This window comes from Bradyrhizobium zhengyangense (genome assembly GCF_022012435.1).
GTDB lineage: Bacteria > Pseudomonadota > Alphaproteobacteria > Rhizobiales > Xanthobacteraceae > Bradyrhizobium > Bradyrhizobium zhengyangense.
The window spans coordinates 233,747-247,615 of record NZ_JAKLUA010000009.1; the positions used below are offsets into that span (position 1 = coordinate 233,747).

13 protein-coding genes are annotated in these 13,869 nt (G+C 60.2%); 11 read left to right on the plus strand and 2 right to left on the minus strand.

Going from position 1 to position 13,869, the window contains the following annotated elements:
• Positions 1–28 precede the first annotated feature (28 nt).
• Positions 29–1,804, plus strand: a complete 1,776-nt coding sequence (locus tag L6637_RS26320) for a phosphoenolpyruvate hydrolase family protein (protein ID WP_128929487.1) — start codon at positions 29–31, stop codon at positions 1,802–1,804.
• Positions 1,805–1,816: 12 nt separating this feature from the next.
• Here the strand turns inward: L6637_RS26320 and L6637_RS26325 are convergent, their stop codons facing one another.
• On the minus strand, positions 1,817–2,314 hold the full coding sequence (locus L6637_RS26325; RefSeq protein ID WP_232995564.1) for a hypothetical protein: 498 nt from the start codon (positions 2,312–2,314) through the stop codon (positions 1,817–1,819).
• 740 nt (positions 2,315–3,054) lie between these two features.
• On the opposite strand from L6637_RS26325, the gene L6637_RS26330 reads away from it, so the two are divergent.
• The 7 genes from L6637_RS26330 to L6637_RS26360 all read left to right on the plus strand — a co-directional run bounded on the left by L6637_RS26330 (position 3,055) and on the right by L6637_RS26360 (position 10,071).
• Positions 3,055–4,206 carry a Tm-1-like ATP-binding domain-containing protein gene (locus L6637_RS26330; protein ID WP_128930139.1) on the plus strand — a complete coding sequence of 384 codons (1,152 nt, stop codon included), beginning with the start codon at positions 3,055–3,057 and terminating at the stop codon, positions 4,204–4,206.
• Between the two features lie 11 nt (positions 4,207–4,217).
• Positions 4,218–5,042 carry a phosphoenolpyruvate hydrolase family protein gene (locus L6637_RS26335; RefSeq protein WP_232995566.1) on the plus strand — a complete coding sequence of 275 codons (825 nt, stop codon included), beginning with the start codon at positions 4,218–4,220 and terminating at the stop codon, positions 5,040–5,042.
• Positions 5,043–5,074: 32 nt separating this feature from the next.
• The gene (locus tag L6637_RS26340) at positions 5,075–6,853 is read left to right on the plus strand and encodes an FAD-dependent oxidoreductase (protein WP_232995567.1); all 1,779 of its coding nucleotides are present in this window, start codon (positions 5,075–5,077) and stop codon (positions 6,851–6,853) included.
• A 97-nt stretch (positions 6,854–6,950) separates the two neighbouring features.
• Positions 6,951–8,363, plus strand: coding sequence for a pyruvate kinase (gene pyk / locus L6637_RS26345; protein ID WP_128929489.1), 1,413 nt, complete (start codon positions 6,951–6,953; stop codon positions 8,361–8,363).
• A 207-nt stretch (positions 8,364–8,570) separates the two neighbouring features.
• Positions 8,571–8,951, plus strand: a complete 381-nt coding sequence (locus L6637_RS26350; RefSeq protein ID WP_128929490.1) for a helix-turn-helix domain-containing protein — start codon at positions 8,571–8,573, stop codon at positions 8,949–8,951.
• 20 nt (positions 8,952–8,971) lie between these two features.
• A complete protein-coding gene (locus tag L6637_RS26355) occupies positions 8,972–9,352 on the plus strand; it encodes a CidA/LrgA family protein (protein WP_128929491.1) in 381 nt (126 codons plus the stop codon).
• Positions 9,349–10,071 carry an LrgB family protein gene (locus L6637_RS26360; protein ID WP_128929492.1) on the plus strand — a complete coding sequence of 241 codons (723 nt, stop codon included), beginning with the start codon at positions 9,349–9,351 and terminating at the stop codon, positions 10,069–10,071. The genes L6637_RS26355 and L6637_RS26360 overlap by 4 nt, the downstream gene beginning before the upstream one ends.
• 78 nt (positions 10,072–10,149) lie before the next feature.
• Here the strand turns inward: L6637_RS26360 and L6637_RS26365 are convergent, their stop codons facing one another.
• Entirely contained in the window at positions 10,150–11,046 is an 897-nt protein-coding gene (locus L6637_RS26365; RefSeq protein WP_128929493.1) for a LysR substrate-binding domain-containing protein, read from the minus strand.
• Positions 11,047–11,155: 109 nt separating this feature from the next.
• On the opposite strand from L6637_RS26365, the gene L6637_RS26370 reads away from it, so the two are divergent.
• The 3 genes from L6637_RS26370 to L6637_RS26380 are packed head-to-tail and all read left to right on the plus strand — an operon-like array spanning position 11,156 to position 13,788.
• Positions 11,156–11,905 carry an SDR family NAD(P)-dependent oxidoreductase gene (locus L6637_RS26370; RefSeq protein ID WP_128955190.1) on the plus strand — a complete coding sequence of 250 codons (750 nt, stop codon included), beginning with the start codon at positions 11,156–11,158 and terminating at the stop codon, positions 11,903–11,905.
• Positions 11,906–11,929: 24 nt separating this feature from the next.
• Positions 11,930–12,781, plus strand: a complete 852-nt coding sequence (locus tag L6637_RS26375) for a transketolase (RefSeq protein WP_128929495.1) — start codon at positions 11,930–11,932, stop codon at positions 12,779–12,781.
• Positions 12,778–13,788 (plus strand): transketolase family protein, encoded by a 1,011-nt coding sequence (locus L6637_RS26380; protein WP_188637396.1) that lies wholly within the window; start codon positions 12,778–12,780, stop codon positions 13,786–13,788. The genes L6637_RS26375 and L6637_RS26380 overlap by 4 nt, the downstream gene beginning before the upstream one ends.
• Positions 13,789–13,869 lie beyond the last annotated feature (81 nt).

Consider the following 13,869-nt stretch of genomic DNA (forward strand, 5'->3'; position numbering starts at 1 on the left):
GGCCTGCCGCACAGGAGGGGCGGCCGGTATGCACAACCGGGTAGAGCAGGTCAAGAACGCAGGAATCAGGCAGTTCTTCCGCAATTCCCGTTCATTCGTGCTCGGGGCAGGCATCGGCTCGGGCATGACCGCAAGGGCGGCCGAACGGGCGGGTGCAGATTTTGTCCTTGCGCTCAACGCTGGCCGTTTTCGCGCCATGGGCGGCTCCTCGCCAGCCTCGATCCTGCCCATCCGCGATAGCAACGAATTCGTCGCCGGATTCGGCCGAACCGAGATCCTGCCCAGCACCAAACTGCCGGTCTTTTTCGGCGCATGCACCTTCGATCCGCGCCTCGATCTCGATCGCTTCCTCGACCGGATCATCCGATGGGGCTTTACAGGGGTTACCAATTTCCCCTCCGTCATCCACATCGACGATTTTAGAAGGTCCTTGCTCGAGAAATCTGGCCTCGGCTACGAGCGAGAAATCGAACTTCTAACAAAAGCCCGTCAACGCGGTTTGATGACGATTGCCTATACCCGCTCCCAGGCCGAAGCGCGGCGCATGGTCGAGGCAGGCATTGAGGCGATCTGCATCAACTTCAATCTCAATCGCAGCGTCGAAAGCGGATCTGATCCATCGATCAGCCAGTCCGAGCTCGCAGCGCGGACCAGCGCCGTGACACGGGTGGCGCACTCCACCGACAAGAACGTCATCTGTCTACTCGGCGGCGGACCCATTACAAAGCCGGACGAACTCCTCGATATCTGCCGCGAAACGGGCGTCCAGGGCTTCATAGGCGGCTCTTCGCTGGACCGGGTCCCGTTGGAGATGTCGGTCCTCGAGGTCACATCCGGGTTCAAGACGATTCATCTCTTGCGCGAGAAAGTCGATCTGCTCGAGCGTCAGCTCCAATTGAGCGGGTTCAGGCACGGCGTCATTGCCCAATCCTCAGTCATGAAGCGGGTGCTCGAGACCGCCAAACGCCTGGCTGCCAATCCTAATCCTGTGCTCGTGTGGGGCGAAACGGGCTCGGGAAAACGCAGGATAGCGAATCTCGTTCACAGCTTCAGCGACCGCAAACATACAAAGGCTGCGCTCTTCCAGTGCCGCGCGGGGCCGGCAGCGGGCAACATCGGTGCATTGTTCGGCGCGGAGCGCGACGAGACCAGGAAGCGCCAACTATCGATTCTTGAAGCTGCAAACGGCACTGCCGTCCTGCTGCTGCATCTGGATCAACTGCCGCGGGATGGCCAGGAGCGTCTTGCTGATTACCTCGAGACCGGCGGTTTTGCACCCCTGAACGGGGTATCGGTCGTGCGGTCCAACGCACGGATCATTGCAACAGCGACAATTGCTCGCAGCGCCAGCCTTCAAACCGTGCTCTGTCCTCGGCTTCTTGCCCTGTTTACCGGGCTTGACATTGCCCTGCCGGCCTTGCCGGACAGGCTCGAAGACCTTCCCCAACTGGTCCAGCATTTCACGGTGGAAGCGAAGGGAGATTCAAACGCGCCGACGTTGGGAATAGAGAATTCTGCCTTCCTGGCGCTTGCCGGGCATGATTGGCCGGGAAACCTGCGAGAGTTGCGCCAAATCGTCAACCAGCTGGTGACGCTGCAACTGTCACACATTACGGCTGACGTCCTAAGGCCTTTGCTGACCGCGTCATCGGCCGTGAAACGGACAAATGTGTTCTCCGAGCGCGAGTGGATCATCGAAGGGCTGAAACGAAACAAGCTCCACCGCGGAAAAACTGCCCAGTCCCTTGGACTCTCCAGGAAGACCCTCTACAACAAGATCAAGAAGCTGCGGATCCTGGAGTAGCTCTGCTCCTCATTATTTTCGCGCTGGCGGCTTCGTGCCGCTCAGAAGCGCGAACTTCGCCACCGGCGCTCCTCGCTTCCCGGCGCTTACCAAATCGACGCCATCGCCAATCACGAACTTGAGCGCTTCTTCCGGCATCTGGACCAGGCCGGCCAGATGCGAGCCGATGCGCCGCTCGGCCATTGCGGTCTTAGAGATGTCGTCCGTCGCGAACAACACCCTGAAGTCCAAATTGGCAAACCATTCCAGACGTCGAAGCTCGATCTCCTGTCCGCTTTCAATGGGCGTCCCTGTCGTTGACCGCTCAATGAGAGACGCCGGCGGGAAGTTGATGATCCCCTTGATCCCGGCCTCTTTCAACGCATCGGCAAGATCCTCCCAGCACGCGAAGGGATCGATCATGACGATCGCGGCGTAAACACCCGCAGATCTCTCCTTTCGGAACGTGCGCAGATCCCGTAACAGACAATCGTTCCAGTCAACGACGGGCAAGGTCGCCATGACCAGCATGGAGCCTTCCGGAAGGCTCCCTAAAGCCGGCGCATAGATTGCTAGGCAATAACCCTCGCGCGTGTCCGACCTGCTTGAAATGAGCTCGCCGACTGCTCTTTGCTTCAACCGCCTCTACCCAATCTTACCCATTTAAACATCGCACTGATCTTATACGGCATTTCAGTTCGGTCTAGAGATCTGCACGACATCTAGGCACGTCAGGCTTCCGACGACGTCTCATCTATCCGCTGGCAGGCCGGCCTCGTCTGCTTCCTCCCTCGACTTACGCCGCTGTTGGAGAGCTCCAGCAGCGGTCTCTTTTTAGAATTCAATTCACAGGCATTGAACCGCGCGAGCTGTCCACCCGCCCGCCACTTGGCACTTTTTGCAATGGGTGAAACAGCGTCCCAAGGGCTGGCGGAGATGACCTTCGCCTGCTGCGCACCGCGTGCGTCTCATGGGCCCGAAAGGACGCCGGACAGAAGATGCCGGAAGAGGAGAGGGGAAGACACGCCGCAGACAGGACAGGCAACCTTGGCTAGAGCCACCGGTGCGCTCCCGAGCGCTTCGAGACATCTACCCAATATTACCCAACTCTCCCCGGCGCGGCACTTATTGAGCGTCTCGGCCGCGTTTAGACCATTCGTATCAAGCAGGATCGGAGAGGAAAGATCGTGTCGCACCATTGCACCGACGACGCGAAGTCGGCCAGGCTTGGGCGCTCGCCCAAGGTCGGAGCCGCTGGCGCCGTTGCAATCGTGGCGACGCTCGATACGAAGGGCGCAGAAGCATCTTATCTCCGAAACGTCATCGAAGGCCTGGGCCGCACGACGGTGGTCTTAGACGTCGGTACGTCCAAGGCAGGGTCGGACAAAGAGCCGACAGATGGCGGCCGCGCCGTTTCTCCCGTCGAGCTCTTGAACGACATTGCCCAATCGGCCCGCAAAATGGTCGATGATCTTCGCCAATCAGGCGCGATCAGCGCAATTGTCGGAATTGCGGGTGGCAAGGGCAGCGCCGTCTTTGGCGAAGTCGTCCGCGATTTACCATATGGCTTCCCGAAGCTCCTTGTGAGTAGCGCCAGGCCCGCACTGCTCGCCGAACTGGCCGTCCATAACGACATCATCCTCTATCCGACCCTTGTCGACCTCTTCGGGATCAACGCCTTCACCCAACGCGTGCTGGACAATGCCGGCCGCGCCGTGGCCGCCATGCAATATGAGCCATCCCGTCAGAGGAGACGGAAGAAAATCGTCGCCATCACGGCCTTCGGAGTTACGACGCCGGCGGCCAATCAATGCGTAAGACGTCTTGGAGAGGCCGGCCTCGATGCGATCGTTTTCCCCGCTAACGGGGCCGGCGGGCGCAAGATGGAACAGCTAATCGCGGCCGGTGAGTTTGACGCTGTAATCGATCTGACCACAACCGAGCTTGCTGACGAAATCGTCGGTGGCACCGCCAGCGCCGGACCGGATCGGCTCAAGGCAGCCGCGGATCGATCAATCCCGCAGGTCGTCGCGCCAGGCGCAGTCGACATGGTCAATTTTGGTCCACCATCCAGCGTCCCCGATCAGTTTCGCTGCCGCCAGTTCTACTCCCATACTCGCTACACCACGCTCATGCGCACAACTCCGTCCGAAAACGCAAGCATCGGCCGGCTTACGGCCGAGCGGCTGTCGCGGGCCGAAGCGCCAGCCATCGTGCTCTGGCCGGCGAAAGGCGTCTCCGACTACGACCGCGACGGCGGCGTGTTCCGTGATTGCAATGCCGACCGCGCTTGGCTGGACGCGGTCAAGAACAATCTGCCGCCCAAAATCACGGTGCGCGAATTGAACTGTCACATCAACGATCCCGAATTTGCCGAGGCGGCCGCGAGTTGGATCCTCGAGCAATTGGCGCAGGAAGGCTGACTGCGATGCGGATGTTTGAGCGAAGCGAAATCCTAGCGAAGATCGCAAGCCAGGTGGCCGAGCGCAGAGCGGTTCTTGCCGCAGGCAGCAGCTGCGGCCTGGTGGCCAAATGCGCTGTCCTCGGGGGCGCGGACATGCTGGTGGTCTACTCTACCGGGCTGTCGCGCCTGATGGGGCTTCCGACCAGCCGGATCGGAGACTCCAACGCGCGCACGCTCGAGCTTGCCGCAGAAATCCGCAACGTTGTCTCTTCCATCCCCGTGATCGGCGGCGTTGAGGCCTGGGATCCCGTTCGGCTCGATCTCGATGCGTTGCTCGACAAATTCTGGGCGGCCGGCTTCTCAGGCGTGATCAACTATCCCACCATCTCGACCATGGGCGACAAATGGCGCGACCGCCGCGGCCGCGTCGGGCTCGGCTTCGAACGCGAAGTCGAGATGATCGCATCTGCGCGCAAGAAGAACATCTTCTCGCTCGCCTATGTCGCAAACCCGGACGATGCCAAGGCGATGGCAAGCGCCGGGGCCGACTGCATCATCCCTCATGTCGGCGCCACACGGGGCGGGCTCGTTGGCCATGAGGAAGGGCGGTCGGTCAAAGACGCGATCAATCGCATCAACGACATCAACGCCGCGGCCAGGAGCGGGCGCTCCGACGTTGTCCTGCTCTGCCATGGTGGTGCGATCGCAGAGCCCGCGGATACGGCCGAGGTGTACCGGTCGACGCAATGCGTCGGATTTGTCGGCGCCTCCTCCATCGAACGAATTCCGATCGAACGGGCAGTAAAGGCGGCAGCCGAGGAATTCAAAGCCGTCCCGCTTCCCCAACATCACTGACCTCAGTTCCAAGAAATCGCAGCGAGGCTGGAATGGACACACCGATGGGCCAATCAAGCAAGGGCATGACCGTGGCGATCGCCCGAAGCGCAAGGGCGGATCACGAATGGGCAACCGACGTTCTCGTAGTCGGGAGTGGTGCAGCCGGGCTCTCGGCCGCCCTCTATGCGGCAAAAGCAGGACTGCGCGTCACTGTCTGCGAAAAATCCGCCCGGCTCGGCGGCACGACAGCTCTTTCCAATGGTATGATCTGGGTTCCTTGCTCACCCCAGGCGCGCTCAGCGAAGATCGACGACTCGCTTGCGAAGGCAAGGACCTACCTGCAGCACGAACTTGGCACCTATTACCGGGCAGGCTTCATCGATGCTTATCTCGAGGACGGCCCAGCTGCACTTGCCGCCCTTGAGGACGGGACAGAGGTCAACTTCACGCTGGCCTCGGCGCCCGATTATCATTCGAGCCAGATCGGCGGCGTCGACAAGGGCCGGGCACTGAGCCCGGCTCCCTATGATGGGCGCCTTCTCGGAGCCGATTTCGATCTGATCGGCGATCCCATCCGGGTTGTGCTTGGTGGAATGATGATCTCATCCAGCGAGGTCAGAAGCTTCCTCAATCCCTTCCAATCCTTTGCCGCCCTCAGACACGTCTTGCGGCGTGTCGGTCGCTACGCGCGTGACCGGCTGGGCCACAGGCGCGGGACAGAGCTCAGCGGAGGGAACGCCCTGATCGCGCGCCTGGTCGTCAGTCTGCGCAAGCACGGCGTCGAGATATGGCCTGGCTCCCCGCTGATAGAGCTGATCAGGGAAGATGGGCGTGTCACCGGAGCCGTCGTCAAGCGGAACGGTTCCGACCTTCGCGTGCGCGCCTCGCATGGCGTCATCCTCGCAACGGGCGGATTTGCTCGCAGCGCAGAGTTAAGAGCCAGCCTCAGCGGTCCCCACCAGCACGATGACACGCTGGCCCATGTGGACGTTGTGGGCGATGGCATTTCCCTGGCGTCCAGGCTTGGAGCTGCGATTGACAACAATGTCGCCTCTGCCGGCTTTTGGACTCCCGTCTCAATTCTCAAGAGCGGCAGCTCCTCCCAAGTGGTCCCCTATGGCTGGCTCGATCGCGGCCGTCCCGGCGTCATCGCAGTGGGGCCGGATGCCAAGCGTTTCGTCAACGAATCCAATTCGTATCACGACATTTGCCTGGCGATGTTCACCAGCGGCTATCCGGCAGATAAGCGATTTTACTTCATCTGCGACCTGGAGTTCGTACGGTTGAGAGGTATGGGACATCTGCTGCCCTGGCCCTGGACCTTGAGGATCGGAAAATATGCGCGCCTTGGGTACATCAAGGTCGGCCGGACAATTCCTGAACTTGCCAAACAGCTGGGGCTAGATCCGGCTGCGCTTGAAAAGACCGTCGAAGAGCACAACACGCACGCTGCTGAGGGGCGCGATCCGCTGTTCAAACGCGGTGAATCCGCCTTTAATCGCACGCTCGGCGATCCGGCCGTGAGCAAGAAAAACCCAAATCTCGGACCCATCAAGACAGGCCCGTTTATCGCGCTTCCAATCGTTCCGGCAACGCTCGGCACGGCCACCGGCCTGGCAACCGACACTTGCGGCCAGGTCCTAGACGGGCAGGAAAGATCCATCGCGGGCCTTTACGCTTGCGGCAACGACATGACATCCCCGATGCGCGGCATCTATCCAGGAGCAGGCATCACCATCGGGCCTGCGATTGTGTTCGCGTACCGGGCTGTCAACGCCATCCTATCGGCGACGCAGCAAAAGACAAAGGCTGCCGCTTCTGGAGCTTGACATCGTTTGCATGGGGCGAGCGCGTGATCGACGAAGCATTGGCTTTCGCCAGGAGCGGCTGGCTCGAAGGCGGCTCATCCAAGGGGTTTGATTTTTGATGCGCCGCTCGCGCCATGCCAAGATCGTCGCAACCATCGGCCCGGCAACCGTCGAGCTCGACCAACTCCGTGCTCTCGATCTTGCAGGTGCCGATACATTCCGCCTGAACTTCAGTCATGGCACCAAAGACGATCACGCGCGCGCCTTTACCGCCATTCGCGCGCTCGAGCGCGAATTCGGCCGACCCATCGGCGTGCTACAAGATCTGCAAGGCCCGAAGCTGCGCATCGGTTCGCTTGAAGAGGGTGAGCTCACGCTGCAGGCCGGCGAAACGGTCCGCTTTGTTCTGGACGGAGCAAGAGGCGGAAAGCAGGCGATCCCTCTGCCACATCCGGAGATCTTTGTAGCTGCGTATCCAGGTCAAAATCTGCTCATCGATGACGGCCGTGTTCGCCTAAGCCTCGAAAAGCCAGGCGATGGCGACATGATAGCGCGCGTCATTGTCGGTGGAACGATCCGCGATCAAAAAGGCGTAAACGTGCCGGGAGCGTTGCTTGATATCTACCCCCTGACCAAGAAGGATCGTGACGATCTCGTCTTCGGCCTAGAGCTGGGCGTCGACTGGGTTGCCTTGTCCTTTGTTCAGAAGCCTTCAGACCTGATTGAGGCACGAGCTCTAATCGGTGAGGCAGCCGGCCTCGTCGCCAAAATCGAAACGCCAATGGCGCTTGATCACATCGATGATATCATCAAATTGTCCGACGCCCTCATGGTCGCCCGCGGCGATCTTGGGGTCGAGATTCCCCCGGAAAACGTGCCTGGCCGACAAAAAGAGCTCATTCGTGCTTGCCGAATGGCCGCAAAGCCCGTGATCGTCGCAACCCAAATGCTTGATTCCATGGTGGCAGCGCCGACGCCGACGCGCGCGGAAGCCTCCGATGTTGCGACCGCCATCTATGATGGAGCCGATGCTGTGATGCTATCAGCCGAAACGGCAAACGGCGCTTATCCGGCCGAAGCCGTCGCCATGATGGATCGTATCATCCGGAGTACGGAGCAACATCGTCTCTATCGCTCCTTGATCAGGGCTGCGCAAGTCGACGAAGAGATTACCCCTCCACACGCTGTCGCAGCGGCAGGCGCAGATCTTGCCGCCACGATCGAGGCCAAAGCCATCATCGGCTTCACGGCGAGCGGGACGACCGCAGCCCGCATTTCGCGCAAACGACCACCGATCCCCGTTCTTGCTCTGACGCCAGACGACATTGTGGCGCGACGCATGTGCCTGTTGTGGGGCGTCCATAGTGTCGTGGCCAGCGATCCCTCCGGCCATGAAGAAATAACCCGGATCGCGGCCGTGGCAGCGCAACGGGAAGGCTATGTGCGGTCCGGCGACTTGGCCGTCGTGGTCTTTGGCCTCCCATTCGGACAAATAGGCGCGACAAACAACGTACGCGTTGCTGTCTGCTAGAACAGTCCGTTCGCCCTGAAACGTCTGTCGAGCCATCTTGATGTCGATCCGGACTGCGGCGAGGCTCTACGCATGGTCGTGCACGAGATGCTCCAAGCCCGGCTGCAACTCCGGCCAGGAGCTTACATTGCCTGACGACCACGAGGCAGCTCTGCGCGGATGGGCGGTTTCGGTCGAAACCGCACAGCCTTTTTAGTCGAATGCCGCTTGCAGCGAGCAGACGGGCTGTATCGCTGGCATGAGGGCCTCAGCGGCAGGCATCTGCGTGCCGCCCGCGGCCTGTTGAACTGGTCCGTCAAGGAAGTGGCCCAGCGGGTGTGCGTCTCCACGGCGATCATCTGGCGGATCGAGGAGTACAGCGACACACCAATGTCCGACGCGCAGAGGGAAAGCTTGAGAAAGACCTTTGTCGATGCAGGAATCAAAGTTACCCTTCCGGTCGTAGGCAAGCCCCGGTGTTCAGCCGCGATGACGCTCCATCGGCAAATCGAGATGGCTATCAATCGTTATCTTTTTTGCAGCGCAGGAGGGCAGCGCCGGTCTCAAGAATCAACAAAATTGAGCTTCCGGCAGCTTCTCCTCGTGTGAAAGTGCTACTCAGGTGCCCCATGCTGGCAAGTCTCGGTCTTATCCTCCTCTGCCAATTGATCGGAGAGGCCATTACGCGCGGGTTCGGCCTGCTGCTGCCTGGTCCGGTCGTCGGGCTCCTGCTGCTGTTGATTTTGCTGCTCGTCCGTGACCGTTTCGCAATCATCGCTCAAGGACCGCTGCGAAACGGCGGCGTTGAGACTGCCAGCAGGGGGCTGCTCAACAATCTGTCTCTCCTGTTTGTCCCGGCCGGCGTGGGTGTCGTGGAAAAACTCGATCTCATTTATGCTCATGGGATAGCAATTGTGTTGATTCTTGCCCTTTCCGTCGTAGTGACCCTTCTCGCGACCGTGCTAACGTTTCGCCTGGTCAGCCGGCTGTTCGGTCATGAGGCGCCATGAAGGACCATGCATTCTCGCTCTGGGTCTATCTGTCGCAATCGCCTCTGCTTTGGCTGACGATCACCTTACTGGTTTATGCAGTCTCGGAAGCGCTGTCGCTTGCCCTCCACCGACATCCGCTCGCCAATCCTGTTCTCCACGCGGTCTGGATCATCGGCGTGTTTCTGTTCGTGACCAGCACGCCATATCCGGTCTATTTTAGCGGAGCGCAGTTCGTACATTTCTTGCTCGGCCCAGCCACAGTCGCGCTCGCTATCCCGCTCTACGAGAACCGCAGGATCGTCCTTGCCTCGATCGTGCCAATGCTGGCAGCCCTCGTTGTGGGCTCGGTCACAGCGGCCGCGTCGATTGTGCTGCTTGCGAAAGCTGCAGGCTTGCCGCGCGATGTTGTACTGTCCCTTGCGCCTAAGTCCGTGACAGCCGCGGTCGCAATGGGGATCAGCGAAACACTGCACGCCGACCCTTCTCTGACCGCCGTCGCGGTGATCCTCACGGGGATCATGGGAGCGATCATTGTCACGCCATTGATGAATTGGAGTGGTATCATTGATTTTCGTGCGCGTGGTTTTGCCGCGGGCATCGCCGCGCACGGCATTGGTACCGCGCGAGCGTTTCAGGTGGACGAGGTTGCGGGCGTGTTCTCGGGGATTGCGATGAGCCTGAACGCGCTGGTTACGTCTTTGCTCGTCCCTCTCGCAGTCACACAATTGTTGCGATAAGCCACCGCGCATGGCCGTTCTGACGAGGCCCATCCTCACTTTTTCGGATAGCCAAACCATCGCGGCAACGAGCGATACTTACTGGGAGGAAAGGCTAGCTTCGCCTCCGAGCTGGGCGACGATCCAATCGGCAAAAGCGCGCACCGCCGAGCGTTGCCGGCTGGCGCGCGGATAAATTAGCCTGTGACCGACGTATCGAATATCGGTTGCGCGGCCGGCCAATGGAGCAACCAGTCGTCCGCTAGCCAATTCGCGCTCCGCTAGAAGCGTTGATTCCAAGGCTACTCCCAGTCCTTCGGCGGCGGTTGCAATCGCCAGGAAACTTCGATCGAATCTCATGCCGTGAATCGCTGGAGCTTCCAATCCATTGGCGGCGAACCACTGATGCCATTGAACTTGCTTCACGTCTGAACGGATCAATGTCTGATCCAGGAGGTCGATCGGCTTCTTGATTGATTTTGCAAGCTTCCGGGAGCATAGGGGAGTGACTGTTTCCTCTGGCAGAGGAACAATCTCGACGCCCTCCGCCCTCGGCGGACCGTAAACGATGTCGACATCGAAATCATCGTTACTGAAACGCGCATAGTCTGTGCTGGCAGCCAAGCGAACTTCTAGCTTCGGATGGGCTGCAAGAAACTGCGCCAGTCGTGGCGTTAGCCATTGCGCTGCAAAGCTCGGAGCGGAGTGAACCCGCACCAACTGCGGACCACGAGCAGCGACTTCCTCCAAGCCGCGGCGGAGCTGATCGAATGCAGCGCCGGTATGTCGCATCAGGTTCTCGCCGGCCGGCGTGAGCCGCACCGCGCGTGCACTGCGCTCGAAGAGAACGGTCCGGAGCGTGTCCTCCAGCTTACGGATTGCATGACTGACTGCACTTGGCGTCAGGTGAAGCTCATTCGCCGCATCGCGAAACGATCCGGTGCGGGCCGCCGCCTCAAAGGCGCGAATTGCCGATATCGGAACATTCGAGAGCATCGCATAAGTGAACCAGATTCATCGACCCATGACAACTGTGCGCTTGTCGGCGCGGAGAGCGAGGGTCATTCCTAGCATTGTCAAGGAAAACAATTTGCGGGAGGAACTGATGCTGCTCAGCGGGAAGACAGCCATCATTTCGGGCGCGGCCTCGCCGCGGGGGATCGGGCTCGCCACCGCCCGGCGGTTTGCCTCCGAGGGCGCTCGGGTCGCAATCCTCGATATCGATGCCGGAGCCGCGGCAGGGGCAGCAGCCACTCTTGGCAAGGAACACCTCGGTTTGCGCTGCGACGTCGCTGACAAATCGTCCTGCGAGCGGGCAGTTGCAAGCGCGGTCGAGGCATTCGGTGGTATCGATATACTGATCAACAATGCCGGCATTACCCAGCCGGTGAAGCTCCTGGACATATCAGCCGCCGATTGGGATCGCATTCAAGACGTCAATCTCAAAGGCGTTCTCTTCCTCTCCCAGGCCGTGATCCCGCATATGCGTGCGCGGAAGTCCGGATCGATCGCATGCATGTCGTCGGTGTCGGCCCAGCGTGGCGGCGGAATTTTTGGGGGACCACACTATTCGGCAGCGAAAGCCGGCGTTCTTGGTTTAGCCAAGGCCATGGCTCGCGAGTTCGGTCCTGACAACATCCGCGTCAACTGCGTCACGCCTGGCCTGATCGGCACCGATATCACGGCCGGCAAGCTGACTGATGAAATGCGTGCGAAAATTCTGGAAGGCATTCCACTCAATCGTCTCGGCACCGCAGAAGATGTCGCCGGCATCTACACTTTTCTGGCCTCCGATCTCTCCGCGTACGTCACTGGTGCCGTGATCGACGTCAATGGCGGCATGCTCATCCACTGAGCCAGCAAGAGAAGGTCCAGATCGATGGAAGCGCCGACCAAAACGTTGACCAACACGCCCAAGCTGGCGGACCGCGCCTATAACATTCGCCGCAATGCGCTGCGCATGGGGGAAGTTCAGGGCCAAGGCTATATCGCTCAGGCGCTCGATATCTCCGACGTTCTCGCCGTGGCTTACTTTCACGCGATGCGCTATCGGCCGGAGGATCCGACCTGGGAGGAACGCGATCGCTTCCTGCTCTCAAACGGGCACTACGCTATTGCGCTTTATGCGGCTTTGATAGAAGCGGGGATCGTCCCCGAGGAAGAGCTTGAGACCTATGGCAGTGACGAGAGCCGCTTGCCAATGTCGGGCATGGCCTCCTACACGCCCGGAATGGAAATGTCGGGTGGCTCGCTCGGCCTCGGGCTCAGCATTGCTGTCGGCATGGGCCTTGGCCTCAAACGCAAAAGGTCCGAGGCGCGGGTATACACCTTGTTCTCCGACGGCGAGCTCGACGAGGGCTCCGTGTGGGAGGCCATCCAGTCGGCGGCCCACTACAAGCTGGACAACCTGATCGGCATTGTCGATGTCAACAACCAGCAGGCCGACGGTCCCTCGACGCAAGTCATGGCCTTCGAACCCTTGGTCGACAAGCTCCAGGCATTCGGCTGGTTCGTACAACGTATCGATGGCAATGATCTCGATGCCGTGCTCGCAGCATTCGACCGTGCAAAGTCGCATCCCGAGCCGAAGCCGCGAATGATCGTCGCCGACACCCTCATGGGGAAGGGCGTTCCTTTCCTCGAGCAGCGCGAGAAGAACCATTTCATTCGCGTCGAGCAGCACGAATGGCAACTTGCCCTTGCCGCGCTGGAAGCCGGGAGGCAGGCATGAAGACCGTCAGATCAGCACCGCAAGCGGGCAAGCCGCGCCTAACCACCTCTGCCATGATCGCCTCGATTGCGGCCGAGGGCCAAAAGACGAAGCCAGCGCCGTTCGGACATGCACTCGTCGAACTGGCACGGAGCCGGCCAGAGGTGGTCGGCATGACCGCCGATCTCGGCAAATACACCGACCTGCACATCTTCGCCAAGGAATTTCCAGACCGCTATTACCAGATGGGCATGGCCGAGCAACTTTTGTTCGGAGCAGCCTCCGGACTCGCCGCAGAGGGCTTCATGCCCTTTGCGACGACATATGCCGTGTTCGCATCGCGGCGCGCCTACGATTTCATTCATCAGACCATTGCGGAGGAAGACCGCAACGTGAAAATCGTCTGCGCCTTGCCCGGCCTGACCTCGGGCTATGGCCCAAGTCATCAAGCCGCCGAGGATCTCGCGTTGTTTCGGGCCATGCCAAATATGACGGTGATCGACCCCTGCGATGCCAGTGAAATCGAGCAGGTGGTGCCAGCCATAGCCGCGCATCAAGGTCCAGTCTACATGCGCCTGCTGCGCGGCCAGGTGCCTGTCGTTCTGGATGAATACGACTATAAGTTCGAGCTTGGAAAGGCCAAGCTGATCCGTGATGGCAAGGACGTCCTGATCATCTCGTCCGGCATCATGACCATGCGGGCACTCGAGGCCGTCCAAGCTTTGAAGGATGACCGCGTGGATGCAGCGGTGCTGCATGTTCCAACCATCAAGCCCCTCGACGCAGAGACTATCCTGCGTGAGGCCAGCAAGCCGGCACGGCTTGTCGTCGTTGCCGAAAATCACACGACCATTGGTGGCCTCGGCGAAGCAATTGCCGCACTCCTCTTGCGTTCTGGGGCACATCCGCCTTTCCGCCAGATCGCATTGCCGGACGAATTTCTCGACGCCGGCGCGCTTCCAACGCTGCACGACCGTTACGGGATTTCCACCGCAGAGGTCGCAAGGCAAATCAAACAGTGGCTTTAGCGCCGCTGGGCTGAGGTCCAACAAGCTGTACTCAACGTTGCCCGCCGCACCTTGCAGCGGCGAACGCTGGCTTTTGCCCAA

Coding starts and splice junctions, on each gene's coding strand:
- L6637_RS26320 (WP_128929487.1), top strand. CDS start 29: ATGCACAACCGGGTAGAGCAGGTCAAGAACGCAGGAATCAGGCAGTTC.
- L6637_RS26325 (WP_232995564.1), bottom strand. CDS start 2,314: ATGCTGGTCATGGCGACCTTGCCCGTCGTTGACTGGAACGATTGTCTG.
- L6637_RS26335 (WP_232995566.1), top strand. CDS start 4,218: ATGTTTGAGCGAAGCGAAATCCTAGCGAAGATCGCAAGCCAGGTGGCC.
- L6637_RS26340 (WP_232995567.1), top strand. CDS start 5,075: ATGGACACACCGATGGGCCAATCAAGCAAGGGCATGACCGTGGCGATC.
- pyk (WP_128929489.1), top strand. CDS start 6,951: ATGCGCCGCTCGCGCCATGCCAAGATCGTCGCAACCATCGGCCCGGCA.
- L6637_RS26355 (WP_128929491.1), top strand. CDS start 8,972: ATGCTGGCAAGTCTCGGTCTTATCCTCCTCTGCCAATTGATCGGAGAG.
- L6637_RS26360 (WP_128929492.1), top strand. CDS start 9,349: ATGAAGGACCATGCATTCTCGCTCTGGGTCTATCTGTCGCAATCGCCT.
- L6637_RS26365 (WP_128929493.1), bottom strand. CDS start 11,046: ATGCTCTCGAATGTTCCGATATCGGCAATTCGCGCCTTTGAGGCGGCG.
- L6637_RS26370 (WP_128955190.1), top strand. CDS start 11,156: ATGCTGCTCAGCGGGAAGACAGCCATCATTTCGGGCGCGGCCTCGCCG.
- L6637_RS26375 (WP_128929495.1), top strand. CDS start 11,930: ATGGAAGCGCCGACCAAAACGTTGACCAACACGCCCAAGCTGGCGGAC.
- L6637_RS26380 (WP_188637396.1), top strand. CDS start 12,778: ATGAAGACCGTCAGATCAGCACCGCAAGCGGGCAAGCCGCGCCTAACC.